21 protein-coding genes and 1 pseudogene are annotated in these 22812 nt (G+C 73.4%); 8 read left to right on the plus strand and 14 right to left on the minus strand.

Annotated elements, in window-relative coordinates; translation table 11 throughout:
* Nucleotides 1-118 precede the first annotated feature (118 nt).
* The 7 genes and pseudogenes from ACFWIC_RS26610 to cobU all read right to left on the minus strand — a co-directional run.
* Nucleotides 119-634: a DUF4240 domain-containing protein gene (locus tag ACFWIC_RS26610; protein WP_380520175.1), complete on the minus strand. Its 516-nt coding sequence runs from the start codon at nucleotides 632-634 to the stop codon at nucleotides 119-121.
* A gap of 317 nt (nucleotides 635-951) precedes the next feature.
* Nucleotides 952-2766, minus strand: coding sequence for a 2-oxoglutarate dehydrogenase, E2 component, dihydrolipoamide succinyltransferase (gene sucB, locus ACFWIC_RS26615; protein WP_380520176.1), 1815 nt, complete (start codon nucleotides 2764-2766; stop codon nucleotides 952-954).
* Nucleotides 2767-2823: 57 nt separating this feature from the next.
* Entirely contained in the window at nucleotides 2824-4230 is a 1407-nt protein-coding gene (lpdA, locus tag ACFWIC_RS26620) for a dihydrolipoyl dehydrogenase (protein WP_329881696.1), read from the minus strand.
* A 487-nt stretch (nucleotides 4231-4717) separates the two neighbouring features.
* Entirely contained in the window at nucleotides 4718-6220 is a 1503-nt protein-coding gene (locus ACFWIC_RS26625) for a leucyl aminopeptidase (RefSeq protein ID WP_380520177.1), read from the minus strand.
* A gap of 303 nt (nucleotides 6221-6523) precedes the next feature.
* Nucleotides 6524-7324, minus strand: coding sequence for an adenosylcobinamide-GDP ribazoletransferase (locus ACFWIC_RS26630; RefSeq protein ID WP_380520178.1), 801 nt, complete (start codon nucleotides 7322-7324; stop codon nucleotides 6524-6526).
* Nucleotides 7325-7470: 146 nt separating this feature from the next.
* Nucleotides 7471-8586, minus strand: a complete 1116-nt coding sequence (locus ACFWIC_RS26635) for a nicotinate-nucleotide--dimethylbenzimidazole phosphoribosyltransferase (protein ID WP_380353445.1) — start codon at nucleotides 8584-8586, stop codon at nucleotides 7471-7473.
* A 28-nt stretch (nucleotides 8587-8614) separates the two neighbouring features.
* Nucleotides 8615-9163: pseudogene (cobU, locus tag ACFWIC_RS26640) on the minus strand (bifunctional adenosylcobinamide kinase/adenosylcobinamide-phosphate guanylyltransferase); the annotation flags it as partial.
* A 145-nt stretch (nucleotides 9164-9308) separates the two neighbouring features.
* Between cobU and ACFWIC_RS26645 the strand changes: the two are divergent.
* On the plus strand, nucleotides 9309-9512 hold the full coding sequence (locus ACFWIC_RS26645; protein WP_329881691.1) for a hypothetical protein: 204 nt from the start codon (nucleotides 9309-9311) through the stop codon (nucleotides 9510-9512).
* A 25-nt stretch (nucleotides 9513-9537) separates the two neighbouring features.
* On the opposite strand, the gene ACFWIC_RS26650 is transcribed toward ACFWIC_RS26645, so the two are convergent.
* Nucleotides 9538-10236, minus strand: coding sequence for a class I SAM-dependent methyltransferase (locus tag ACFWIC_RS26650; protein WP_329949916.1), 699 nt, complete (start codon nucleotides 10234-10236; stop codon nucleotides 9538-9540).
* Nucleotides 10237-10451: 215 nt separating this feature from the next.
* Nucleotides 10452-11051, minus strand: a complete 600-nt coding sequence (locus ACFWIC_RS26655; protein WP_329881690.1) for a DUF3043 domain-containing protein — start codon at nucleotides 11049-11051, stop codon at nucleotides 10452-10454.
* A 300-nt stretch (nucleotides 11052-11351) separates the two neighbouring features.
* On the opposite strand from ACFWIC_RS26655, the gene ACFWIC_RS26660 reads away from it, so the two are divergent.
* Both ACFWIC_RS26660 and ACFWIC_RS26665 read left to right on the plus strand, forming a co-directional pair.
* Nucleotides 11352-12155: a PspA/IM30 family protein gene (locus ACFWIC_RS26660; RefSeq protein WP_329881689.1), complete on the plus strand. Its 804-nt coding sequence runs from the start codon at nucleotides 11352-11354 to the stop codon at nucleotides 12153-12155.
* Nucleotides 12156-12215: 60 nt separating this feature from the next.
* Entirely contained in the window at nucleotides 12216-12509 is a 294-nt protein-coding gene (locus tag ACFWIC_RS26665) for a hypothetical protein (protein ID WP_329881688.1), read from the plus strand.
* 111 nt (nucleotides 12510-12620) lie between these two features.
* Here the strand turns inward: ACFWIC_RS26665 and nadA are convergent, their stop codons facing one another.
* Nucleotides 12621-13805: a quinolinate synthase NadA gene (gene nadA, locus ACFWIC_RS26670; protein WP_329881687.1), complete on the minus strand. Its 1185-nt coding sequence runs from the start codon at nucleotides 13803-13805 to the stop codon at nucleotides 12621-12623.
* Between the two features lie 264 nt (nucleotides 13806-14069).
* Here nadA and ACFWIC_RS26675 point away from each other — a divergent pair, with 264 nt between their 5' ends.
* From ACFWIC_RS26675 to ACFWIC_RS26685, 3 genes are all read left to right on the plus strand, one after another.
* A complete protein-coding gene (locus tag ACFWIC_RS26675; RefSeq protein WP_329881686.1) occupies nucleotides 14070-14993 on the plus strand; it encodes an NADP-dependent oxidoreductase in 924 nt (307 codons plus the stop codon).
* Nucleotides 14994-15141: 148 nt separating this feature from the next.
* Nucleotides 15142-15606, plus strand: a complete 465-nt coding sequence (locus ACFWIC_RS26680; RefSeq protein WP_329881685.1) for an Lrp/AsnC family transcriptional regulator — start codon at nucleotides 15142-15144, stop codon at nucleotides 15604-15606.
* 199 nt (nucleotides 15607-15805) lie between these two features.
* Nucleotides 15806-17188 carry a pyridoxal-dependent decarboxylase gene (locus tag ACFWIC_RS26685; RefSeq protein WP_355405919.1) on the plus strand — a complete coding sequence of 461 codons (1383 nt, stop codon included), beginning with the start codon at nucleotides 15806-15808 and terminating at the stop codon, nucleotides 17186-17188.
* Nucleotides 17189-17237: 49 nt separating this feature from the next.
* Here ACFWIC_RS26685 and ACFWIC_RS26690 read toward each other — a convergent pair whose 3' ends face one another.
* Nucleotides 17238-18107: a GNAT family N-acetyltransferase gene (locus ACFWIC_RS26690; RefSeq protein ID WP_329881683.1), complete on the minus strand. Its 870-nt coding sequence runs from the start codon at nucleotides 18105-18107 to the stop codon at nucleotides 17238-17240.
* A gap of 246 nt (nucleotides 18108-18353) precedes the next feature.
* Between ACFWIC_RS26690 and ACFWIC_RS26695 the strand changes: the two genes are divergently transcribed.
* Nucleotides 18354-18707 (plus strand): iron-sulfur cluster assembly accessory protein, encoded by a 354-nt coding sequence (locus tag ACFWIC_RS26695; protein ID WP_329881682.1) that lies wholly within the window; start codon nucleotides 18354-18356, stop codon nucleotides 18705-18707.
* A 112-nt stretch (nucleotides 18708-18819) separates the two neighbouring features.
* Here the strand turns inward: ACFWIC_RS26695 and ACFWIC_RS26700 are convergent, their stop codons facing one another.
* Nucleotides 18820-19551, minus strand: coding sequence for a hypothetical protein (locus tag ACFWIC_RS26700; RefSeq protein WP_329949890.1), 732 nt, complete (start codon nucleotides 19549-19551; stop codon nucleotides 18820-18822).
* Nucleotides 19552-19666: 115 nt separating this feature from the next.
* A complete protein-coding gene (locus tag ACFWIC_RS26705) occupies nucleotides 19667-19885 on the minus strand; it encodes a hypothetical protein (RefSeq protein ID WP_327676422.1) in 219 nt (72 codons plus the stop codon).
* A 251-nt stretch (nucleotides 19886-20136) separates the two neighbouring features.
* Here ACFWIC_RS26705 and ACFWIC_RS26710 point away from each other — a divergent pair, with 251 nt between their 5' ends.
* Complete coding sequence (locus tag ACFWIC_RS26710) at nucleotides 20137-21114, plus strand: carbohydrate kinase family protein (RefSeq protein WP_329949889.1); 978 nt, start codon at nucleotides 20137-20139, stop codon at nucleotides 21112-21114.
* On the opposite strand, the gene ACFWIC_RS26715 is transcribed toward ACFWIC_RS26710, so the two are convergent.
* Nucleotides 21107-22684 (minus strand): cysteine desulfurase/sulfurtransferase TusA family protein, encoded by a 1578-nt coding sequence (locus ACFWIC_RS26715; protein WP_380353429.1) that lies wholly within the window; start codon nucleotides 22682-22684, stop codon nucleotides 21107-21109. The two genes, ACFWIC_RS26710 and ACFWIC_RS26715, sit on opposite strands and share 8 nt — an antisense overlap.
* Between the last annotated feature and the right edge of the window lie 128 nt (nucleotides 22685-22812).

Consider the following 22812-nt stretch of genomic DNA (forward strand, 5'->3'; position numbering starts at 1 on the left):
GGGGCCCCCCCCCGCGCGGCCCCCCCCCCCCCCCGCGCGCCCCCCCAAAACAAACCCCCAAACACCCCCCCCCCGGGCGGGGGGGCCCCCCCCCCCCCCCCCCCCCCCCCCCCGGGGCTCAGTCCCCGTACCGCTCCCAGAGCTTGGGGAACCGTTTCGCCATGACGTCGGGGTCGTCGAAGTCCAGGGCGGCCCCGTACGGTCGTGCGGGCTGCCGCTCGCCCACCTCGGGCAGCGGCAGTCCGGTCAGCTGCTCGTACGCCTCGTCGGCGGCGTAGCCGAGGTCCTCGGCCTCGCCGTCCTCCTCCTCGTCGAACGCGGGCAGCAGGTCCGCCAGGTCGTCCGGTTCGTGCAGCCCGCCCTCGAACACGTCCCGGCCCTGGCCGATCAGCCAGCACCGGAAGTAGTCGAAGGTGTCCTCGGAGGCGCCGTCCAGCAACAGGTACGCCGCGCCCCACAGGTCGTGGCGGTAGGCGCGCTGGAACCGGGCCTCGAAGAGTCGCGCGAAATCGATCACGTCGTCCGGGGCCAGCTGGGCGAGCCGTTCCACCAGGCGTTCGGCCTGTTCGTCCGGATCGCCGTCGGAGGCTTCCCGGGTTTCGTCGATGATCTGCCAGAAGTCGGTCTCGTCCATCACCGCTCCAGCATCCCTGTTCCCCCGCACGTGCGCATGCGATGGTCGTGCAAATCACCCTGAACCACGCGAAAATCTCGAATCCGCGGGGAGATCCGTGGCCGCAGGCCGGTCCGCACCCGTCGGTGAGCACCGCCGGCGAGTACCCGTCGGCCCGAACCGTCCGGCGGGCACCCGTCGGTCCGCGCCCCCGGGAGGCACCCGCCGGCGAGCGGCTGCCGGGAGGCAGCACGGGGAGCGGCTCCGGGGAGCGCGGAACCCCGCGCCGTCCGGGGACGACGCGGGGTTCCGGTACCGCTGTGTACCTGCGGGGACCCTTACAGGCCGAGCTCGACCTCGAACTCGCCGGCCTCCAGGATCTCCTTGACGGCCACCAGGTAGCGGGCGGCGTCGGCGCCGTCCACCAGGCGGTGGTCGTAGGAGAGCGACAGGTAGGTCATGTCACGGATGCCGATGGCGGTGCCGCCGTCGGCCTCGATGACGACCGGGCGCTTGACGGTGGCGCCGATGCCCAGGATGGCCGCCTGGTTCGGCGGCACGATCACGGTGTCGAACAGCGCACCGCGCGAGCCGGTGTTGCTGATGGTGAAGGTCGCGCCGGACAGCTCGTCCGGGGTGATCTTGTTGCCGCGCACCTTGGTGGCCAGCTCCGCGGTCTTCTTGGAGATGCCGGCGATGTTGAGGTCGCCCGCACCCTTGATGACCGGGGTCATCAGACCCTTCTCGGAGTCCACCGCGATACCGATGTTCTCGGTGTCGAAGTAGGTGATGGTGCCCTCGGCGTCGTTGATCCGGGCGTTGACGACCGGGTTGGTCTTCAGCGCCTGGGCGGCGGCCTTGACGAAGAACGGCATCGGGGACAGCTTCACGCCCTCGCGGGCGAGGAAGCCTTCCTTGGCCCTTCCGCGCAGCGACATGATCTTGGTGACGTCGACCTCGACCACGCTGGTCAGCTGGGCCTGCTCGTGCAGGGCCTTCAGCATGTTGTCGCCGATGACCTTGCGCATGCGGGTCATCTTGACCGTCTGGCCGCGCAGCGGGGACGGCGCGGCGGCGGCGGCCTTCGGCGCGGCGGCCGGGGCGGCAGCGGCGACGGGGGCCGGAGCGGCCTTGGCAGCCTCGGCGGCGGCCAGGACGTCCTGCTTGCGGATGCGGCCGCCGACACCGGTACCGGTGACGGAGGCCAGCGCGACGCCCTGCTCGGCGGCGAGCTTGCGGACCAGCGGGGTGACGTAGGCGTCACCGGCGTCGACCACCGGGGCGGCCGGCGCGGCCGGGGCCGGGGCAGCCGGAGCGGCGACCGGGGCAGCCGGGGCCGGAGCCGGGGCAGCCGGAGCGACCGGAGCCGGGGCAGCGACCGGAGCCGGAGCCGGGGCAGCCGGGGCAGCCGGGGCCGGAGCGGCGACCGGTGCGGCCGGAGCCGGGGCCGGGGCAGCCGGGGCGACGGGGGCCGGAGCCGGAGCAGCCGGAGCGGCGGCCGGAGCCGGGGCAGCACCCGCGGCACCGATCAGCGCGAGCTGGGCGCCGACCTCGGCGGTCTCGTCCTCGCCGACCAGGATCTTCACCAGGGTGCCGGCGATCGGCGACGGGATCTCGGTGTCGACCTTGTCGGTGGAGACCTCGAGCAGCGGCTCGTCGACCTCGACCGTGTCACCCTCGGCCTTCAGCCAGCGGGTGACGGTGCCCTCGGAGACCGACTCGCCCAGTGCGGGCAGCAGCACCGGGGTGGCGTCGCCGGCCGGGGCGGCCGGGGCCGGAGCGGCGGCCGGCGCCTCGGCGACCGGGGCCGGGGCGGCCGGAGCAGCCTCGGCGACCGGAGCGGCCGGAGCCGGAGCGGCCTCGGCGACCGGAGCGGCCTCGGCGACCGGGGCCGGAGCGGCCTCCGGGGCACCGGAGCCGTCGTCGATGATCGCGAGCTCGGCGCCGACGGCGACGGTCTCGTCCTCGCCGACCTTGATCGAGGCCAGGATGCCCGAGGCCGGGGCCGGGATCTCGGTGTCGACCTTGTCGGTGGAGACCTCGAGCAGCGGCTCGTCGACCTCCACGCGCTCACCCTCGGCCTTCAGCCAACGGGTGACGGTGCCCTCGGAAACGCTCTCGCCCAGCGCGGGCAGTGTTACTGAGACCGCCATGGTTTCAGCGACTCCTATCAAGTCTTGCGTACTGGAAGTTTGGGGGGTGGGGCGCGATCAGTCGTGCGCGTGCAGCGGCTTGCCGGCCAGCGCCAGGTGCGCCTCGCCCAGAGCCTCGGACTGGGTCGGGTGCGCGTGGATGAGCTGCGCGACCTCGGCAGGCAGAGCTTCCCAGTTGTAGATCAGCTGAGCCTCTCCGACCTGCTCGCCCATCCGGGCGCCGACCATGTGGACGCCGACCACGGCGCCGTCCTTGACCTGGACGAGCTTGATCTCGCCGGCGGTCTTCAGGATCTTGCTCTTGCCGTTGCCGGCCAGGTTGTACTTGAGGGTGACGACCTTGTCCTTGCCGTACAGCTCGACGGCCTTGGCCTCGGAGATGCCGACGGAGGCCACCTCGGGGTTGGAGTAGGTCACGCGCGGGACGCCGTCGTAGTCGATCGGCACCGGCTTGAGGCCGGCCAGCCGCTCGGCGACCAGGATGCCCTCGGCGAAGCCGACGTGAGCCAGCTGCAGGGTCGGGGCGAGGTCGCCGACGGCCGAGATGGTCGGCACGTTGGTGCGCATGTACTCGTCGACGAGGACGTAGCCGCGGTCCATCGCGACGCCGTTCTCCTCGTAGCCGATGCCGGCCGAGACCGGGCCGCGGCCGATGGCGACGAGCAGCAGGTCGGCGTCGATCTGCTTGCCGTTCTCGGTGGAGACGCGCACACCGGTCTCGGTGTACTCGACGCCGGAGAAGCGGGCCTTCAGCTCGAACTTGATGCCACGCTTGCGGAAGGCGCGCTCCAGCAGCTTGGAGGAGTTCTCGTCCTCCAGCGGGACCAGGTGCGGCAGGGCCTCGACGATGGTGACCTCGACGCCGAACGACTTCCAGACCGAGGCGAACTCGACGCCGATCACGCCGCCGCCGAGGATGACGGCCGACTTCGGGATGCGGTCGAGCTTGAGGGCGTGGTCCGAGGAGATCACGCGGTTGCCGTCGATCTCCAGGCCCGGGATCGAGCGCGGCACGGAGCCGGTGGCCAGCACGATGTGGCGGCCCTCGACGCGCTGGCCGTTGACGTCCACCGAGGTCTGCGAGGAGAGCTTGCCCTCGCCCTGGATGAAGGTCACCTTGCGGGACGCCACCAGGCCCTGGAGGCCCTTGTACAGGCCGGCGATGACGTCGTCCTTGTACTTGTGGACGCCGTTGATGTCGATGCCCTGGAAGGTGGCCAGCACACCGAACTCGGCGGCCTCCTTCGTCTCGTCGGCGATCTCGGCCGCGTGCAGCAGCGCCTTGGTCGGGATGCAGCCGCGGTGCAGGCAAGTGCCGCCGAGCTCACCCTTCTCGATCAGGGCGACGCTCAGGCCCAGCTGGGCGGCGCGGAGCGCCGCGGCGTAACCGCCGCTTCCGCCTCCGAGAATGACTACGTCGAAAACGGTGCTGGCGTCGTTCGCCACGTCACGTCCTCCATGCAATGGGGTGTGGATCGCCGGGCCGGTCACGGTCCGGTAGTTCGGAAGCCTTTGTGGGGCGCCCAGTCGTGCCGGAAATACATCTTCGCACTTGTTCGCGGCGGCTGATGTCCGGGTCCGCCCCAGGGGTGTCCCGAGGGGCGGTCGCAGGGGCGGGGGCACCCCGGACGGAGGGGCATCGTCGCAGCTCAGGGCGGTGTTGACAGCGGGCCCGACGGAGTCGTCCGAGCCTGCGGAGCGCCCGGTTCCGCAGTGCGGAACAAAGTTTCGCCCGCAGCGAACAGGGGTGCGGACTCCCCGTCGCGTCCCCTACCGGCCGGTAACCGACTCGGGCGCGAGGCTCGGCCGGACGAGGACCGTCGGTCGAGGGCCGCTGGACGAGGGCCGCCGCGCGAGGACCGCCCGGTGGGGGGAAAGCCGGACGGGGTCCGGCGCGCTCGCGCCGGACCCCGCCCCGCCTTCGTCCCGCGCCCGCGGGCGCCGGTGTCGGTCAGGCCTTGCCGCCCGCCGCCTTCTGCTCGGCGAAGCGGACCAGGGTGCGGACCGCGGTCGCGGTGCCGCCCTTGGGGGTGTAGCCGAACGGCGCGCCCTCGTGGAACGCCGGACCGGCGATGTCCAGGTGCGCCCAGTCGATGCCCTCGGCCACGAACTCCTTCAGGAAGAGCCCGGCCACCAGGCCGCCGCCCATCCGCTCGCCCATGTTGGCCAGGTCGGCGATGGTCGACTCGGTCATGCCCTTGCGCAGCTCGGGCGGCAGCGGCATCGGCCAGGACTGCTCGCCCACCTCGCCCGAGGCGGTGTGCAGGGTCGAGCGCAGCTCGTCGTTGTTGGCCATCACGCCGAAGGTGCGGCTGCCCAGCGCCAGCATCATCGCGCCGGTCAGCGTCGCCACGTCGACGATGACGTCCGGCTTCTCCTCGCCGGCCCGGACGATCGCGTCGGCCAGCACCAGGCGGCCCTCGGCGTCGGTGTTCAGGACCTCGACGGTCTTGCCGCCGTACATCCGCAGCACGTCACCCGGGCGGGTCGCCGAGCCGGACGGCATGTTCTCGGCGAGCGCCAGCCAGCCGGTGATGTTGACGGCCAGGCCGAGGCGCTTGGCGGAGACCACGGCGGCGAACACCGCGGCGGCACCGGCCATGTCGCACTTCATGGTCTCGTTGTGACCGGCCGGCTTCAGCGAGATGCCGCCCGAGTCGTAGGTGATGCCCTTGCCGACGAACGCCAGGCTCGCCTTGGCCTTCGGGTGGGTGTACGCCACCTTCACCAGCCGCGGCGGGTTGGTCGAGCCGTTGCCGACGCCCAGCAGGCCGCCGAAGCCGCCCTTGAGCAGCGCCTTCTCGTCCAGCACCTCGACCTTGAGGCCGTGCTCCTTGCCGGCCGCCTGGGCGATCGCGGCGAAGCCCTTCGGGTTCAGGTCGTTCGGCGCGGTGTTGACCAGGTCGCGGGCGCGGTTCATCTCCTCGCCGACGACGAGGGCGCGCTCGACGGCCGCCTTGGCGTCCTTGCTGCCCTTGCGGGTCGAGAGCAGGATCAGCTCGCCGACCGGCTCCTTGCCGCCGCCGCTCTTGTAGGTGCCGAACGCGTAGGCGCCGAGCAGGCCGCCCAGCGCGACCGCCTCGGTCTCCTCGGCCGACTCGGCCGGAAGGGCCAGCGCGGCCTTCTTGCTGCCGGCGAGGGCCCGTGCGGCGACACCGGCGGCGCGGCGCAGGGCCTCCAGCTCGTAGGAGCCCTCGGCGGTGTCACCGAGGCCGACCGCGAGCACGAGCGCGGCCTTCAGGCCGGCGGGGGAAGGCACCTTGACGGCCTCGCCCTCGGCGCCGGTCGCGCCCAGCGTGCTGAGGATCTCGGCCAGCTTGCCCTCGAACGCCTCGCTCACGGCCTCGGCGCCGGGGGCCAGCACAATGCCCTTGGGGCCCTTCGCGACACCGATCACCAGGGCGTCCGCACGCAGCGAGGCGGCGGAGGAGGTGCTCACAGACAATGCAGTCACGTAATGCGTCCTGTTCTTTCGCGGTCCACGGCCGGTCGCGGCGCGGGTGCCGCACCGGCGCAGCCCGGAACCGCCGGCCGGGCCGTCCGGCCGGCGCCCGCCGGACCCGGGGCCCCTGGCTGTGTGCCCCCGCCGGCTCCGCGGCGGACGCATACACCAGAGGCCCCGGCGCCCCAACGCGCGTCGGCCGGGCAGGACCTGCGACGGTGCAGGGCTGCGATGCTCCCCGCATGGTAGTCCGCATGCCGAGATCACGCGCCGCCCGGTGTACCGCCTCCGGGTGCCGGGGTTCCGGCCCCGTCCTCAGCCCGCCAGGGCGAGGACCAGCAGCGCACCGGTCGCGGCGGTCTCCGCCATCGCGCCGAGCACGTCGCCCGTGATCCCGCCGAAGCGTCGCACGCAGCGTCGCAGCAGGATCCAGGCGCAGCCGGCACCCGCGACAACGGCCAGCGGCAGTCGTAGGGATGACCATCCGTCAACGGCCCCGGCGGCCGCGGTCAGGAGCGCCGCCGCGGCGGTCGACAGCGCCGCCGCGGCCGGGGTCACCGTGCTCGCCACCATCGCACCGAGCCCGCCCGGGCGGGCGGCCGGCACCGACCGCAGGCATCCCCAGGTGAGCGCGCACCGCGCGGCCACGGCCGCGGCGAGCACCGCCAGCGCGCCGCGCAGGGGGGAGACCGCGAACTGCCCGGCGAGTGCGGCGACCTGCGCCAGCAGGACCAGCACCAGGGTGAGGACGCCGAACGGCCCGATGTCCGACTGCTTCATGATGCGCAGCGCGTCCTCGGCCGGCCGGCCGCTGCCCAGGCCGTCGGCGACGTCGGCGAGCCCGTCCAGGTGCAGTCCGCGGGTCAGTGCCGCCAGTACCCCGACGGCCGCGACCGCGCCGAGCGGGCCGCCCGCGCGCCAGGCCACCAGCGCCCCGGCGCCCGCGGCCGTCGTGCCGAGGACGAGTCCGACCAGGGGGGCGGCGAGCATCGCCCGGCCGCCCGCGGCCCGGTCCCAGCGCTCGACCCGGACCCGCAGGACCGACAGCGTCCCGAAGGCGAACCGCAGGCCGTCCACCCACCCGGCCCGCCTGTCCGGTCCCCGCTCGTCCGTCATCGTCCGCGCCTCCACCGTGACCAGCCTCCCGCATTCCCCGGCGGTCCGCCCCCGCGCACGGCGAAGGCCCCCGGTCCGCCGGACCGTCGTCGTGGACGGCCGGCGGGCCGAGGGCCCGGGGCGTGTCTGACCGACTCCCGGCCGTCCTACAGCCGACCGAGCAGCTCCGCCGCCGACGGGAGCTTCGCCGGCTCCTTCGGTGCCGCCTGCACGAACGGCGCCGGCACCTTCTCCGCGAGCGTGTCCGACGCGGCCTGCAGCAACGGGAGCGCCATCAGCGCACCCACGCCCTCGCCCATGGTGATGCCCTGCTCCTGCAGCGGCGTCAGCGTCAGCCGGTCGTACGCCTTCGCCTGCGCCGGCTCGCCGCTGGACTGCCCGGCCCGCCACCACTCGGGCGCCCGGAACGCGATCCGCTGCGCGACCAGGGCGCACGCCGACGAGACCACGCCGTCCAGCACCACCGGCAGCTTCCGCACCGCGGCCTGCAGCAGGAACCCGGTGATCGCCGCGAAGTCCGCACCGCCGGTCGCACCGAGCAGTGCCAGCTGGTCGCCCAGCACCGGCCGGGCCCGCCGCAGCGAGTCCCGGACGGTCGCGCACTTGACCATCCACACCTTGTCGTCGACGCCCGAGCCGCGGCCGGTGACCGCCGCCGCGTCCGTCCCGCAGAGCGCGCCGACCAGCACCGCGGCGACGGTGGTCGCGCCGACCCCGAGGTCGCCCAGCACCACCAGGTCGGTCCCGGCGTCGGCCTCCTCGTCGGCGACGGCGATCCCGGCCCGGAACGCCTTGACGGTCTCCTCCGGGCTGAGCGCGTCCTCGACGTCGATCCGCCCGGAACCGCGCCGCACCCGGTGGGCGGTCACGTCGTCGGGGAAGTCGGCGGGGTCCGCGTCGACCGCGACGTCGACCACCCGTACCTCGGCACCGAACCGCCGGGCGAGCAGGGCGACGGGCGCGGTGCCGTCGAGGACGGCCCGGACGCGCGCCGCCGTACCGCCCTGGGCCGGCAGCCGGGAGACGCCGAGGGCCGCCACCCCGTGGTCGGCGGCGAACAGCACCACCTTGGGAGCCGAGAGCGGCCGCACGGGGGAGCGCCCCTGCACGGACGACAGCCAGGCGCCCAGCTCCTCCAGCTTGCCGAGGCCGTTGCGCGGCCGGTCCAGCTCCTGCCAGCGCTCCTCGGCGGCGCGCCGGGCACTCTCGTCGGGGCGTTCGACGAGCGAGGAGAACGTATCGAGATCCACGGTCGTGTCCATCGTCCGGAAGGCTACACGCCGCAGGTGTTCAGCCGACGGGCGGCTTGACGGTGAGCACCTGCCCGGCCACCACCAGGAGCACGCGCTCGGACGCGTCGGCGACCGCCATGTTGAGCCGGCCCAGGGTGTCGCGGAACCGGCGTCCGGCGGCGGTGGCCGGGACGACCCCCATGCCGACCTCGTTGCTGACCGCCACCACCGGCCGACCGGTCGCGGCCCACGCCGCGGCCAGCGCGTCGCAGCGGGCCTGCACCGCCGCCTCGCCCTCGTCGGCCCAGACCCGGTCGTCCCAGGCGCCGCACTCGTCCATGACGGAGGTGAGCCAGAGCGCCAGGCAGTCGATCAGCACCGGCGCCGGGTCGGCGGCGTCCGCCAGCACCGCCTCCAGCGCGCAGGTCTCGGCGGTGCGCCAGCTCGCCGGCCGCCGGTCCCGGTGCAGCGCCACCCGCTGGGCCCACTCGGCGTCCCCGTCGCGGGTGCCGCCGGTGGCCACGTACAGCACGTCCCCGTACGGGGCGAGCAGCTGCTCGGCCCTGGTCGACTTGCCGGACCGGGCGCCGCCGAGGAGGAGCGTGCGGGGCAGCGGGGCGTCATCAGTCATGCGCCCCATCCTCTCCCACCGCGCATACCGAAGATCCTGGTGGGCAACCTGAGGACTTAGGCTGCGCAGCACAAGCGCGTCATCAGCGATCGGCAGTGATCGCCAGTGGGAGGAGCCGGGCATGGTCTGGACGTGGCGGTACGAGAAGACGGACGGCACCGCGGTGGCCCCGGGCGACGGCCAGGTGGAGGAGTTCGCCGGCCAGGGGGACGCCGAGACCTGGATCGGGGAGGCCTGGAAGCAGCTGGCCGAGGACGGCGTGGACACCGCCGTGCTGCTGGACGACGGCCGTGAGATCTACTCGATGAGCCTGCACGAGGGCTGAGGCCCGGGGGTGACGGCTCCGGGAGCTACTTCATCCCGATGACGTGGAGCAACGCGGCGACCTGCCGGTAGGGGTCGGTCCGGCCGGCGAGCTCCTCGGCCTCCAGCAGCTGGGCGAGCTGCCGGCCGTCGACCGGCGGCGCCGCGTCGTCGGGCGCGTTGTCGGTGAAGACCCGGACGCCGTACCAGTGCCGCAGCGGTACGGACACCTCGGAGAGGGTCACCGCGAGGTCGGTGATCCGGTCGGCGCGGGCCGCCAGCCCGAGCCGGTTGTAGTACCGGTCGCTCTCGAAAGCGTGCAGGGCGGCCCGCCAGTCACCGGCGGCGGCGGGCCGCAGGGCCAGCGCGTCGCGGTTGCGGACCAGCAGCGAGAGCAGCCCGCCGGGCGCGAGCAGCCGGGCGAGCGAGGCGATCATCGGATCGGGGTCCGGGAGGTACGTCAGGACGCCGTGGCAGAGCACGACGTCGAAGCTGCGGGCGCCGAACCAGCGTCCGCACTGGTGGCCGTCGCCGATGAGCAGCTGGATCCGGTCGCGGACCTCGTCCGGCTCCTCGGCCAGGGCCCCCTGGGCGACGCCGAGCGCGTCCGGGTCGGAGTCGATGCCGGTGACGTAGTGGCCGGCCCTGGCCAGCCGCAGTGCCTGGGTGCCCTGACCGCAGCCGATGTCGAGGACGCGCTGGGCGCTGCGCCCGGCGAGCTGCTCGGCGAGCTGCCGGGCGACCATCTCCTGCCGGACGAGGTTGCGCAGGGTGCCGAGGCGCTCCAGCCAGTGGCCGGTGCCGCCGGCGAAGGAGCCGCTGCGCGAGGGCAGCCGGCGCTCGTGGCCGGCCCGCTCCTGGGCGAACCGGTCGTGGCCGCCGTCGCCCTGCCCCGGGAGCGCGTAGAGGCCGGGCCCGTCCCAGACGGGAGGGGCCCAGCCGGAGTCCACCGGTTCGGCGGTCAGGGCTTCTCTCCGCGCCGCACCTGCGGCTTGGGCAGCCGCAGCCGGCGCATCTGCAGGATGCGCATCAGGCCGTAGGCGACCGCGCCGCGGGTGTTCTGCCCGGCGAACCGCTCGGCCAGCTGCTTGCGCAGACCGAAGCCGAGCCGGACGAAGTCCAGGATCACCAGGACGAAGAAGAGCAGGAACAGCACCGTGGAGAGCAGCTGGAGGGCCTGCACCTTGACGATGCTGAGGACCAGGATGAGGACCGCGGCGGGGAGGAAGAACTCGGCGAGCGACCAGCGGGCGTCGACGTAGTCCCGGGTGAACTTGCGCACCGGGCCCTTGTCGCGGGCCGGCAGGTGGCGCTCGTCGCCCTCCAGCAGCGCGGTGCGCTGCTTCTCGCGCTCGGCGCGCATCCGCTCGCGGGCCTGTCGGGAGGCCTCCTTGCGGTCCTTGGGCACGGTCACGCGGGTACGCCGGTGGGCTTCGGCCTCACTGCGCTTGGGCGTGGGCCGGCCCTTCTTCGCCTGCGGATCGCGGGGCTGGGTCGTCTCGTCCTGCTTCTCCAGCACGGCGGCGGAGGCAGCGGCATCATCTGAACGGCGTCGGAACACACCACCAGCGTACGGGGTGCGGGGCGGCTTCTTCCGATGTCCTCGGACCCAAACGCATATCGATCGGGTCCGATAGCGGTCGGTACGGGTTTCCCGGGGGTTTCCCGTAGGGGATCACTCCGCCGACCGGAGCGTGGGACTAGGACGGTATCCACCCCGCGGAGGAGGCCGTACGGGGGTCGGCTGTAGCAGGCTTGTTGCAGGCAGGTGCACTGCGGCGACGGGCTCGCTGCACATACACTCGTCGTGTCTGGTAACGAGATAGAGACCGCAGGCCGGAGAAGGGGGCACCCGAGGCCCATGAGCGACGGAATCATGAAGCGTATGGGGCTGATCTTCCGCTCCAAGGCGAACAAGGCCTTGGACCGCGCGGAAGACCCGCGAGAGACGCTCGACTATTCGTACCAGAAGCAGCTTGAGCTGCTGCAGAAGGTGCGACGGGGCGTCGCGGACGTGGCCACCTCGCGCAAGCGTCTGGAGCTCCAGCTGACCCAGCTGCAGCAGCAGTCGGCGAAGTACGAGGACCAGGGCCGCAAGGCGCTCTCGCTCGGCCGGGAGGACCTCGCCCGCGAGGCGCTGACCCGCAAGTCGAACATGCAGTCCCAGATCAACGACCTGCAGACGCAGTACCAGCAGCTGCAGGCCGAGGAGGAGAAGCTCACGCTCGCCTCCCAGCGGCTGCAGGCCAAGGTGGACGCCTTCCGCACCAAGAAGGAGACCATCAAGGCCACCTACACCGCGGCCCAGGCGCAGACCCGGATCGCCGAGTCCTTCTCCGGTATCTCGGAGGAGATGGGCGACGTGGGCCTGGCCATCCAGCGGGCCGAGGACAAGACCGCCCAGATGCAGGCCCGGGCCGGTGCGATCGACGAGCTGCTGGCCTCCGGCGCGCTCGACGACGCCAGCGGTCTCGGCCGCAAGGACGACATCGAGGCCGAGCTGGAGCGCGTGGCCGGCGGTTCCGACGTCGAGCTGGAGCTGGCCCGGATGAAGGCCGAGCTGACCGGTGGCTCCCCGGCCTCCGGCCCGCAGGCCATCGAGCAGGGCCGTCCGCAGGACGCGGCCCCCCAGCAGGACTCCCCGCGCATCAACTACAACAAGTGATCTGAGCTCCACCCCGGAACACCTTCGGGAACATTCCCCAGGAACAGGGAGACGCACGGCATGATCATGAGGGTCATGGGTGAGGGGCAGTTCCAGGTGGGCGAGACCCATCTGAACCGCCTCAACGAGCTCGACGACGAGCTCCTCACCGCACTGGAGTCGGGGGACGAGGAACACTTCCGCCGGGCGCTCGGTGAGCTGCTCGGCGCGGTGAAACAGTTCGGCACCCCACTGCCGGACGACTCCCTGGAGCCGTCCGACCTGATCCTCCCGGATGCCGATGCGACGATCGACGAGGTCCGGCAGTTGCTGCGGGACGAAGGTGACGGCCTGATCCCGGGAGTTTCCGGATAGCCGCCGTCTCCGCGCCAGACACCAGGGCGGGCCCCCTCCACCAGGGAGGGGGCCCGCCCGTCTGCGGTCCCGCACCGGCCGGCCGCGACCGGGAGCGGTACGGCGGGCCCGCTACGGCAGGGCCAGCATCCGGTCCAGCGCCGCCTTGGCGTACTTCTCGGTCTCCGGGTCGACCCGGATCACGTTCGGCACCCGGCCCTCGACCAGCGACTCCAGCGCCCAGACGAGGTGCGGCAGGTCGATCCGGTTCATGGTGGAGCAGAAGCAGACCGCCCGGTCGAGGAAGACGATCTCCTTGTCCGGGTGCGCCTTGGCGAGCCGGCGGACCAGGTTCAGCTCGGTGCCGATGGCCCACTTGGTGCCGGGCTCGGCGGCGTCCAGCGCCTTGATGATGTACTCGGTCGAGCCCACCATGTCGGCCGCCGCGACGACCTCGTGCTTGCACTCCGGGTGCACCAGGACGGTGACGCCGGGGATCCGGGTGCGGACGTCGTTCACCGAGTCCAGGCTGAACCGGCCGTGCACCGAGCAGTGGCCGCGCCAGAGGATCATCTTCGCGTCGCGCAGCTGCTCGGCGGTGAGGCCGCCGTTCGGCCGGTGCGGGTTGTAGACGACGCAGTCGTCCAGCGAGAAGCCCATGTCCCGCACCGCGGTGTTCCGACCGAGGTGCTGGTCGGGCAGGAAGAGCACCTTCTGGCCCTGCTCGAAGGCCCACTCCAGGGCCCGCTTCGCGTTGGAGGAGGTGCAGATGGTGCCGCCGTGCCGGCCGGTGAAGGCCTTGATGTCGGCGGAGGAGTTCATGTACGAGACCGGGACGGTGACGTCGGCTATGCCGGCGTCGGTCAGCGCGTCCCAGCACTCGGCGACCTGCTCGGCGGTGGCCATGTCGGCCATCGAGCAGCCGGCCGCGAGGTCCGGCAGCACGACCTGCTGGGCGTCGCCGGTGAGGATGTCGGCCGACTCGGCCATGAAGTGCACGCCGCAGAAGACGATGTACTCGGCCTCCGGGCGGGCCGCCGCGTCGCGGGCGAGCTTGAAGGAGTCGCCGGTGACGTCGGCGAACTCGATCACCTCGTCGCGCTGGTAGTGGTGGCCCAGGATGAAGACGCGGTCGCCGAGCGCGGCCTTGGCCGCGCGGGCGCGCTGGACGAGGTTCGGGTCGGAGGCCGGTGGGAGGTCGCCGGGGCACTCGACGCCGCGCTCGCTGTTCGGGTCGGCCTCGCGGCCGAGCAGCAGCAGAGCGAGCGGCGTCGGAGTGGGGTCGACGCCGTAGGTCTCGGTGATGGTGGTGGTCACGGGCGAGTGCCCTTCTGTGCGGCCGATCGGGCGTGCAGCCTTTTCGTCTATCTGACGCAATCTATGATAACCGGTTAGCGTCAGAGTGACGATGGCCGTCCTGTCGATGTGACGAGAACCGCTTGCCGGTTCGGAGCGCCGCGGGGGGTGCGCGGTGCGTGAGAGACGGGTGCGCGGTGGGCGCGCGGTGCGGCCGGAGGGAAGTTGCGACCCGGTCCGGCGTGGCCGAGCCGGGATCCGGCCGGACCGCGTTTGGCTGGGTGCATGAAGGCAATCGCGATCCGCCGCTACGGCGGCCCCGAGGTGGTGGAGTACACCGACCTCCCGGACCCGAAGGTCGGCCCGGACTCGGTACTGGTGCAGGTCAGGGCGGCCGGGGTGAACCCGGTGGACTGGAAGGTGCGGGACGGCAGGCTGGACGGTCTGCTCGACGCGCACTTCCCGCTGGTGATGGGCTGGGACGCGGCCGGGGTGGTGCGCGCGGTCGGCGGCGGGGTCACCGAGTTCGCTCCCGGCGACGAGGTCTACGGCTACGTCCGCAAGGACGCGGTCGAGCACGGGACCTACGCGGAACTCGTCGCCGCGCCCGTCCGCACCCTGGCCCGCAAGCCGGCCGCGCTGGACTGGGCGCAGGCCGGCGGACTGCCACTGGCCGGGCTCACCGCCCTCCAGGCCCTGCGGGCGGTCGGCGTGAGCGCGGGTGACACCGTGCTGGTGCACGCCGCCGCGGGCGGGGTCGGCCACCTCGCCGTCCAGCTCGCCCGGGCCGCCGGCGCCCGGGTGATCGGCACCGCGGGCGAGCGCAACCACGCCTACCTGCGCGGTCTCGGCGCCGAGCCGGTGGCCCACGGCGAGGGCCTGGCGGACCGGGTCCGCGCGCTGGCGCCGGAGGGCGTGGACGCCGCGCTGGACCTGGTCGGCGGCGACGCCGTCGAGGTCTCGGCCGGTCTGGTCGCGGATCCGGCGCGGATCGCCTCGGTCGCCGACTTCGGCGTGAAGGCGCGCGGGGGTCACTACGTCTGGGTCCGTCCGGACGCCGCCGGGCTGGCCGAGCTGGCCGAGCTCGCCGACGAGGGGCGGCTGACCGTGACCGTCGCGTCCACGTTCCCGCTGGCCCAGGCCGCCTCGGCCCAGGCGCTCAGCGCGGAGGGCCGGACCCGGGGCAAGATCGTGCTGCTGGTGGACTGAGGCGCCGGGGCCGGTGGACCGAAGCCCGTCATCTGCGAGCGGTGGACTCGGTCCTGTCATCCGCCAGAATGGTGCAGAACCGTTTCGGCGGGCCGTTGTCGCCCCGCCCCCGTCCCCGATGCCGCACGACCCGTGGAGCCCCGCACCGATGAGCAGCAGCCGAGCGCACGAGACGGTCGGGGCCTCCCTGGACGAGACCGACCGCCTGCTCCTCGCCCGGCTGGCCCGCGACGGCCGCGCCTCGTACGCCGAGATCGGGCTGTCGGTGAACCTCTCCGCCACCGCGGTCCGCCGCCGGATCGACCGGCTGCGGGCGCGCGGGGTGGTCCGCGGTTTCACCGTGGTGCTCGACCCCTCCGTCCTCGGCTGGCAGACGGAGGCGTTCGTCGAGGTCTACTGCCGCGAGCGGACCGCGCCCGAGGAGATCCTGGCCAGCCTGCGCCAGTTCCCCGAGGTGATCGCCGCCTGGACGGTCACCGGCGACCCGGACGCCCTGGTCCACCTGCGCGCCGCCGACATGCGCCATCTGGAGGCGGTCATCGAGCGGATCCGCCGGGAGCCCGGCGTCCAGCGCAGCCGTTCCTCCGTCGTCCTCTCCCAGCTCATCGGCTGACCTCCGGACGGCCCGGTCCGGCCCTGCGCAGGAATCCTGCGCGGGGCGCGTCGAAGACGCCCGAAACCTGCCTGACCGGCCGCGTTCCGACGCGCGGCGCAGGCCCCGCGCTGCCTACGCTGATCACGTCCGGCAGAACGGTGCCCGTTCCCGTGCCGTCGGGCCCTCCCCGACCCCCCCACAGCCGAGAGGGACACCCGTGTCCGCAGCACCCGACCGCATGCACCGGCCCGACAGCGACCTGGTCGACCTGGTTTTCGACTACATGCGCGACCGTCTGCAGTACGACCCCGTCCCGCTCGACCACCCCGGCGACGGGGAGCACCTGCGCACCCAGCTGTCCGGCCTGATCAACCAGGACGGCAACGACCCGGCCGACGTGCTCAAGCTGTACGACCACGAGCTCTCCCGCGCGGTGATCTCCGCCGACAGCCCGCGCTACCTGTCGTTCATCCCGTGCGCCCCGACCAAGGCCGCGCTGCTCTTCGACATGGTCGTCTCCTGCGCCTCGCTCCAGGGCATCTCCTGGCTGGAGGCGGCCGGCGCCATCGCCGCCGAGAACCAGGTGCTGCGACTGATCGCGGACCGCGCGGGCATGCCCGGATCGGCCGGCGGCACCTTCGTCTCCGGCGGCTCGGCCGGCAACCTCTCCGCCCTCGTCGTCGCCCGCGACACCGCCCGCCGCCGCCTCGCCGAACAGGGGCTGCCCAGCGGGCCCGAGGTGCGGCTGCGGATCGCCGTCGCCGACCAGGTGCACTCCTCGGTCAAGAACACCTTCAACATCATCGGCGTCGAGGCCTTCAAGGTCCCGACCGTGAACCGCCGGTTCACCGGCGAGGCGCTGCGCACCGCCCTGGCCGCCGACCCGAACCCCGAGACCGTGATCGCGGTCGTCGGCACCGCCGGCACCACCAACGAGGGCATCGTCGACGACCTCCAGGGCCTCTCCGAGGTCGCCCGCGAGCGCGACCTGTGGTTCCACGTGGACGGCGCCTACGGCGGCGCGGGCCTCTTCGCCCCCTCCGTGCGCGCCCGCTACGACGGCATCGAGCACGCCGACTCCTTCGTGGTGGACCCGCACAAGTGGCTGTTCGCCCCGTTCGACTGCGCCGCGCTGATCTACCGCAACCCCCAGCTCGCCCGCGCCGTGCACACCCAGGACGCCTCCTACCTGGACGTGCTGCACACCGAGGGCGACGAGTGGAACCCGACCGACTACGCCTACCACCTGACCCGGCGGGCCCGCGGCCTGCCGCTCTGGTTCTCGCTCGCCGTGCACGGTGTCCAGGCGTACACCGACGCCATCGAGGCCGGCCTCGAACTGGCCCGGGACACCGCGCAGCTGATCCGCGACACCGAGCACCTGGAGCTGCTGTTCGACCCGCAGCTCTCCGCCGTCTGCTTCAAGCGGACCGGCTGGACCAACGCCGACTACTACCGCTGGTCGCAGCAACTGCTCGCGGACCAGATCGGTTTCGTCACCCCCACCGGCTGGGACGGCGAGACGGTCGCCCGGTTCGCCTTCCTGCACCCCGGGACCACCATGGAGATGGTCCGCGAGATCCTGGACACGATGAGCTGAGGTCACGCTCGCCGAGCCCCCGCCGGGCCTGCCCGGCGGGGGCTCGGCGTCACAGCAGCGCGCCGTTCGGCAGGTACGGCGCCGGCGGGCGCATCCCGCGCAGGCCCAGGTAGCCGCGGGTCTCCAGGGTCAGGCCCAGTTCCAGCCCGACGTCCAGCGCCCACTCCTGCTCGGCGGTCAGGTGGTCCACCCGGGCCTCCGTGCCGTCCGGCACCCGGGCGAGTGCCTCGCGCAGCAACCGGACGGCGATCCGCTTCGAGGACGCCGCCAGCAGCCTGATCTCGCCGCCGTCCCGGTAGCAGTAGCCGCTGCCCGCCAGCGCGTCCGCGACCAGCAGCTCCTCGCAGTGCGCCAGCATCAGCTCGTGGTCCGGGCCGTGCGCGGCGCCGCGCAGCCGCCGGTCCACCGAATCCAGCAGGTGCCGGTGCGAGGCGTTGCCCGGGTGCACCGGGATGTCCCCGGGATCGAGCAGCCCGGCCCGGTCCACCTTGCCGGTCAGCCGCATCGCCGGGTGCAGGGTGAACCCCGCCAGCCGGTAGCGGCGGGCGGCCGCCGGGGACGGCGGGGCGCAGAGCATCCCGCGCAGGCAGCCCCGCCCGTACGCGGCGGCCCGCTCCAGCAGCAGCCGGCCCACCCCCCGGCCCTGTGCCCCCGGCACCACCGCGAAGAGGGCCAGCACCCACACCCCCTCGCGGCGCAGCGACAGCACCGTGCCGATCGGCTCGCCGCCGATCTCGGCCAGCCAGCAGCCCTGCGGGTCGGTGCGGACGAGATGTCTGGTCCGGGCCAGCGGCAGGACCGGGGAGCGGGTCCGGTCACCGGCCCCGGGGGAGTCGGGCAGCGAGGCGGAGGCGGCGCGGGCGATGTGCTGGACGACCTCCGCGTCGGCGGCGGTGTCCTGGACCAGGCGCAGGATCATGGCGTCCATCCTGGCGGCCCGGGTGTCGCCGCGGGGCCGGTTCGCCGGGATCGGACCGTTCGGGCGGTGACCGTTCGCCCCGCCGGTGTGCGAGCATGGGGAGCGTAGGGGAGCGGCTGGCACACCCGGCCCACGGAAACCCCGCCGCCACGAACCAGTCGAAGACGTTCGCCGTCCGGGAAATGAATCCGGGCGGTTGTCGGTTGGTACTGGCGGCAGACCGTCGTCAAGACCGGGAGAAAGCAGATGACCGTCCAGGACGAGACCACCGTAGAGAGTGGCATCCTCCTCACCGACGCCGCCGCGGGCAAGGTCAAGGCCCTGCTGGAGCAGGAAGGCCGCGAGGACCTCGCACTTCGGGTCGCCGTCCAGCCCGGTGGCTGCTCCGGCCTGCGTTACCAGCTGTTCTTCGACGAGCGCTCGCTCGACGGCGACGTCCTCAAGGACTTCGACGGTGTCAAGGTCGTCACCGACCGGATGAGCGCCCCGTACCTGGGCGGCGCCACCGTCGACTTCGTCGACACCATCGAGAAGCAGGGCTTCACGATCGACAACCCGAACGCCACGGGCTCCTGCGCCTGCGGCGACTCGTTCAACTAGTCGTCCGAATTCGTTCGGTCGATGATCTGAACGAAGGCGGCCCCGGGACTCCCGGGGCCGCCTTCGTCGTGTCTGCGGGAACGTTTCTGCAGTGGGTGCGCGGGGTCTTCCGCTACGGGGTGCCGGCGATCTCCGGTCCGACCGGCTCCGCCCCGACGTGCGGGTCGGCCTCCAGCGGCACCTCACGGCCGGTCGCCAGGTCCGTCACCGTGCGGCCCTGCAGGGGCTGCTTCAGGTCGGAGACCACCGTCTGCCGCTTGGCCAGATCGGCGCAGGCCTGCCCGGCCGGGACCGGGGCCGCGACGGTCACCCGGATGTCGACCCGGCCCGGGTGCGACTCGTCGGCCTTGAGCGCGTACCGCTGGCAGATCCCGCCGTAGAACCAGACCGTCAGCCTGTTGCCGTCCACCCGGTAGGTGATCGCCGGGTGCACCTGCGAGCCGTTGGGCGGCGGCTCGCCGACCGCGATGCCGTTGCCGCCGGGGGGAGTCTGCGCCGGGGTCGGCGTCAGCGCCGGTGCCGGGGTGGTGGTGGCCGGTGGCGGACTGGCCGGCCGCGGATCGGGGGTGGTCGCCGTGGGATCGGCCGGCGGGGTGGTCACCGGCGCCGGGGCCGACGGGGACGCCGGGGCCGACCCGGGCGCCGACGGGGTCTCGGCGGTGCCCGCCGCGGGAGGGGCGGGCGCGCTCGCCGAGGGCGCCGCGGTACCGGAGGCCGCCGCGTCCGAACCCGACTTCGCTCCGTCGCCGCACCCGGCCAGCACCGTCGCCGCCGCCAGTACCAGACCCGCCAGTGTCACCGCGCGTGCCCGGCCGGAACGCCGGGGCATCGTCTCCAGATCCATCTGTACTTCCTCCCGAGGGCTCAGCGGCACGCCTCCGGGGCCGCACCGCGCCGATGTGACGTGCGCCGGACGAATCCGGTTCCCGTCCGAGCCCGGCGGGTGCTCCGGCAGGGGCCTACAGCCCGTACTCGGGCATCCCCGCGACCAGCCGCTGGGTCCGCGAGGGGACCCTGAGCGCCGCCCGGGCGGGTGCGGCGTCCTGCGGACCGGTCGCCAGCAGCGGCCAGAACCGCCTCAGTCGCCGCGAGGAGTCCACCAGCGCGTCCAGCGAGTCGCCGTCCGCGTCGCCGAGCAGGGCGGGCGGGACCCGCAGCGGGTGGTGACTGGGCATCATCGGCCATCACTTCCGATCCACCGGTGCCGTGACGGGGGTGCCACGGGCCTGGGCGGGGCCGGGAACGGCCCCCTGTCTGCGACCCTAGGCCGGTCGTCCGGCCCCCACCAGAGCTACCGGTTGGTAGTACACCGTAGGGGGCGGAGGGTGCCGCCGAAGGCGTTCTTGCTGGCTCCCGCCCCCTGCCGGGTACCGTGAGTGGGTTCACCCACCGCCCTTCCACGGCCCTGCCGCCCTTCTGAGGAGACCCCGTGCGTATCGCCGTCGCCGGCTCGATCGCGACCGACCACCTGATGACCTTCCCGGGCCGGTTCGCCGACCAGCTCGTCGCCGAGCAGCTGCACACCGTGTCGCTGTCCTTCCTGGTCGACACCCTGGACATCCGCCGCGGCGGTGTCGCGCCCAACATCGCGTTCGGGATGGGCGTCCTGGGCCTGCGCCCGGTCCTGGTCGGCGCGGCCGGCGCGGACTTCGCGGAGTACCGCAGCTGGCTGGAGCGCAACAACGTGGACTGCCGGTCCGTCCACATCTCCGAGACCCGGCACACCGCGCGCTTCATGTGCACCACGGACGAGGACCACAACCAGATCGCGTCGTTCTACACCGGCGCCATGGCGGAGGCCCGCAACATCGAGCTCAAGCCGATCGCCGACCGGGTCGGCGGCCTGGACCTGGTCCTGATCGGCGCGGACGACCCGCAGGCGATGGTCCGCCACACCCAGGAGTGCCGCACCCGCGGCTACGCCTTCGCGGCCGACCCCTCCCAGCAGCTGGCCCGCCTCGACGGCCACGACATCCGCCAGATCGTCGACGGCGCCGCGTACCTCTTCACCAACGAGTACGAGGCCGCGCTGATCGAGACCAAGACCGGCTGGGACGCCGACGAGATCCTCGGCCGGGTCGGCACCCGGATCACCACCCTCGGCAGCAAGGGCGTCCGGATCGACCGCAAGGGCGAGACCCCGATCGTGGTCGGCTGCGCGCCCGAGAACAGCAAGACCGACCCGACCGGCGTCGGCGACGCCTTCCGGGCCGGTTTCCTGGCCGGCCTCTCCTGGGGGCTGGAGCTGGAGCGCGCCGCCCAGCTCGGCTGCATGCTCGCCACCCTGGTCATCGAGACCGTCGGCACCCAGGAGTACGAGCTGCGCCCGACCGCGTTCCTGGAGCGCTTCGAGGGCGCCTACGGCGCCGAGGCGGCCGCCGACGTCCGGGCGCACCTGGTCAAGTAGTCCGCCGCACCAGGTAGGCCACGCCCCGGTCGCCGCCGTACTCGGCGGCCGGGGCCTCGCCCAGGTACTCCTGCCCGCGCATCCCGCACCAGGCGGGTACGTCCAGCCGGGCCGCCTCGTCGTCCGCCAGCACCGCGACCGTCCCGCCCAGCGGGACTCCGCCGATCCGCCTGGCCAGCTCGATGACGGGCAGCGGGCAGCGCTTGCCGAGGGCGTCGAGGACGGTCGTCCCCCCGGCCGCGTGCGGATCCCCGCCCGCGTCCGGCTCCCCGGCCGGACCCGAGGGCCCGGACTCCGGCGCGCGCTCCGGGGGCAGCGTCAGGTCCAGCCCCAGCGGGGCGCGGACACCGGCCACCAGCCCGGGCAGCACGGTCAGGAAGCGCTCGACGTCCGCCTCCGCCGCGCCGAACGGCAGCGAGACCCGGACGTTCCCCTCGGTGAGGACGCCCATGGCGGCCAGGACGTGGCTGGGGGTCAGCGTGGACGAACTGCAGGAGGAGCCGGAGGAGACCGCGAACCCGGCCCGGTCCAGCTCGGTCAGCAGCACCTCGCCGTCCACGTACAGACAGGAGAAGGTGACGACGTGCGGCAGCCGCCGCACCGGGTCGCCCACCACCTCCACCTCGGGCACCAGCTGCGGCACCCGGGTCCGGATCCGTTCGACCAGCGCGTGCAGGCGGGCGTTCTCCCGGTCCGCCTCGGCCCGTACCGCGCGCAGGGAGGCCGCCGCGGCCACGATCGCCGGCACGTTGACGTACCCCGGGACCCTGCCGCCCTCGCGCTCGTCGGCGGGCAGCGGCGAGGAGTACCGGACGCCCTTGCGCACCGCGAGCACCCCGACCCCGGCAGGTCCGCCCCACTTGTGCGCGGAGGCGGCCAGCAGCGACCAGCCGCCCGGCACGTCCACCCGCCCGGCGCTCTGCGCGGCGTCCACCAGCAGCGGCACGTCCCCGCACACCTCGGCCACCTCGGCGACCGGCTGGACGGTGCCGACCTCGTGGTTGGCGGACTGCAGCACGGCGAGCGCGGTGTCCGGCCGCAGCGCCGCCGCGAACCCCCCGGGGGCGGCCCGGCCGTACCGGTCCACCGGGACGACCGAGACCTCGCCACCGGCGGCCTCGTGCCGTTCCGCGGCGTGCAGCACGCCGGAGTGCTCGACGGCCGAGTGCACCAGGTGTCCGCCGCGGCGCCGGTTCCCGGCCAGGGCGCCCAGCACACCGAGGTGCACCGCCTGGGTCCCGCTCGCGGTGAAGGCGATCTCGTCGGCCCGGCAGCCGAGGACCCCCGCCACCGTCTCGCGGGCGGCGTCCAGGAGCATCCGGGCCTGCCGCCCGGACCGGTAGAGCCGGGCGGGGTCGGCCCACCCCTCGTCCAGGGCGGCGGTCAGCGCCTGCCGCGCGACGGGGTGGAGCGGTGCGGTGGAGGCCACGTCGAAGTACACGGTCACATTTAACGACACTCCCGGGTGTATTCCGGCGTGCCCCGGGTGCTTACCGACCGTCAGTCGATCACCCCGAATGTCCGAATAGTCCACGTCCGACGGACTGTCACGTACGTCGTCCGAGGTCATCCCCCGATCGGGCGTACGGACCCCTAATGCCTAGGATGACCTGCGGCGCAGCCCCTGCCGGGCCTGATCGGGTGTCCGGGCGGCGCGTTACCGGGACCTGCCCGTCAGCAGCGCATAAGGCTGGAGTA

The sequence above is a fragment of the Kitasatospora sp. NPDC127035 genome, assembly GCF_042726075.1.
Classification (GTDB): domain Bacteria; phylum Actinomycetota; class Actinomycetes; order Streptomycetales; family Streptomycetaceae; genus Kitasatospora.

Coding starts and splice junctions, on each gene's coding strand:
- ACFWIC_RS26610 (WP_380520175.1), bottom strand. CDS start 634: ATGGACGAGACCGACTTCTGGCAGATCATCGACGAAACCCGGGAAGCC.
- sucB (WP_380520176.1), bottom strand. CDS start 2,766: ATGGCGGTCTCAGTAACACTGCCCGCGCTGGGCGAGAGCGTTTCCGAG.
- ACFWIC_RS26630 (WP_380520178.1), bottom strand. CDS start 7,324: ATGACGGACGAGCGGGGACCGGACAGGCGGGCCGGGTGGGTGGACGGC.
- ACFWIC_RS26635 (WP_380353445.1), bottom strand. CDS start 8,586: ATGGACACGACCGTGGATCTCGATACGTTCTCCTCGCTCGTCGAACGC.
- ACFWIC_RS26645 (WP_329881691.1), top strand. CDS start 9,309: ATGGTCTGGACGTGGCGGTACGAGAAGACGGACGGCACCGCGGTGGCC.
- ACFWIC_RS26650 (WP_329949916.1), bottom strand. CDS start 10,236: ATGGTCGCCCGGCAGCTCGCCGAGCAGCTCGCCGGGCGCAGCGCCCAG.
- ACFWIC_RS26660 (WP_329881689.1), top strand. CDS start 11,352: ATGAGCGACGGAATCATGAAGCGTATGGGGCTGATCTTCCGCTCCAAG.
- ACFWIC_RS26665 (WP_329881688.1), top strand. CDS start 12,216: ATGATCATGAGGGTCATGGGTGAGGGGCAGTTCCAGGTGGGCGAGACC.
- ACFWIC_RS26675 (WP_329881686.1), top strand. CDS start 14,070: ATGAAGGCAATCGCGATCCGCCGCTACGGCGGCCCCGAGGTGGTGGAG.
- ACFWIC_RS26680 (WP_329881685.1), top strand. CDS start 15,142: ATGAGCAGCAGCCGAGCGCACGAGACGGTCGGGGCCTCCCTGGACGAG.
- ACFWIC_RS26690 (WP_329881683.1), bottom strand. CDS start 18,107: ATGATCCTGCGCCTGGTCCAGGACACCGCCGCCGACGCGGAGGTCGTC.
- ACFWIC_RS26695 (WP_329881682.1), top strand. CDS start 18,354: ATGACCGTCCAGGACGAGACCACCGTAGAGAGTGGCATCCTCCTCACC.
- ACFWIC_RS26700 (WP_329949890.1), bottom strand. CDS start 19,551: ATGGATCTGGAGACGATGCCCCGGCGTTCCGGCCGGGCACGCGCGGTG.
- ACFWIC_RS26705 (WP_327676422.1), bottom strand. CDS start 19,885: ATGATGCCCAGTCACCACCCGCTGCGGGTCCCGCCCGCCCTGCTCGGC.
- ACFWIC_RS26715 (WP_380353429.1), bottom strand. CDS start 22,684: ATGACCTCGGACGACGTACGTGACAGTCCGTCGGACGTGGACTATTCG.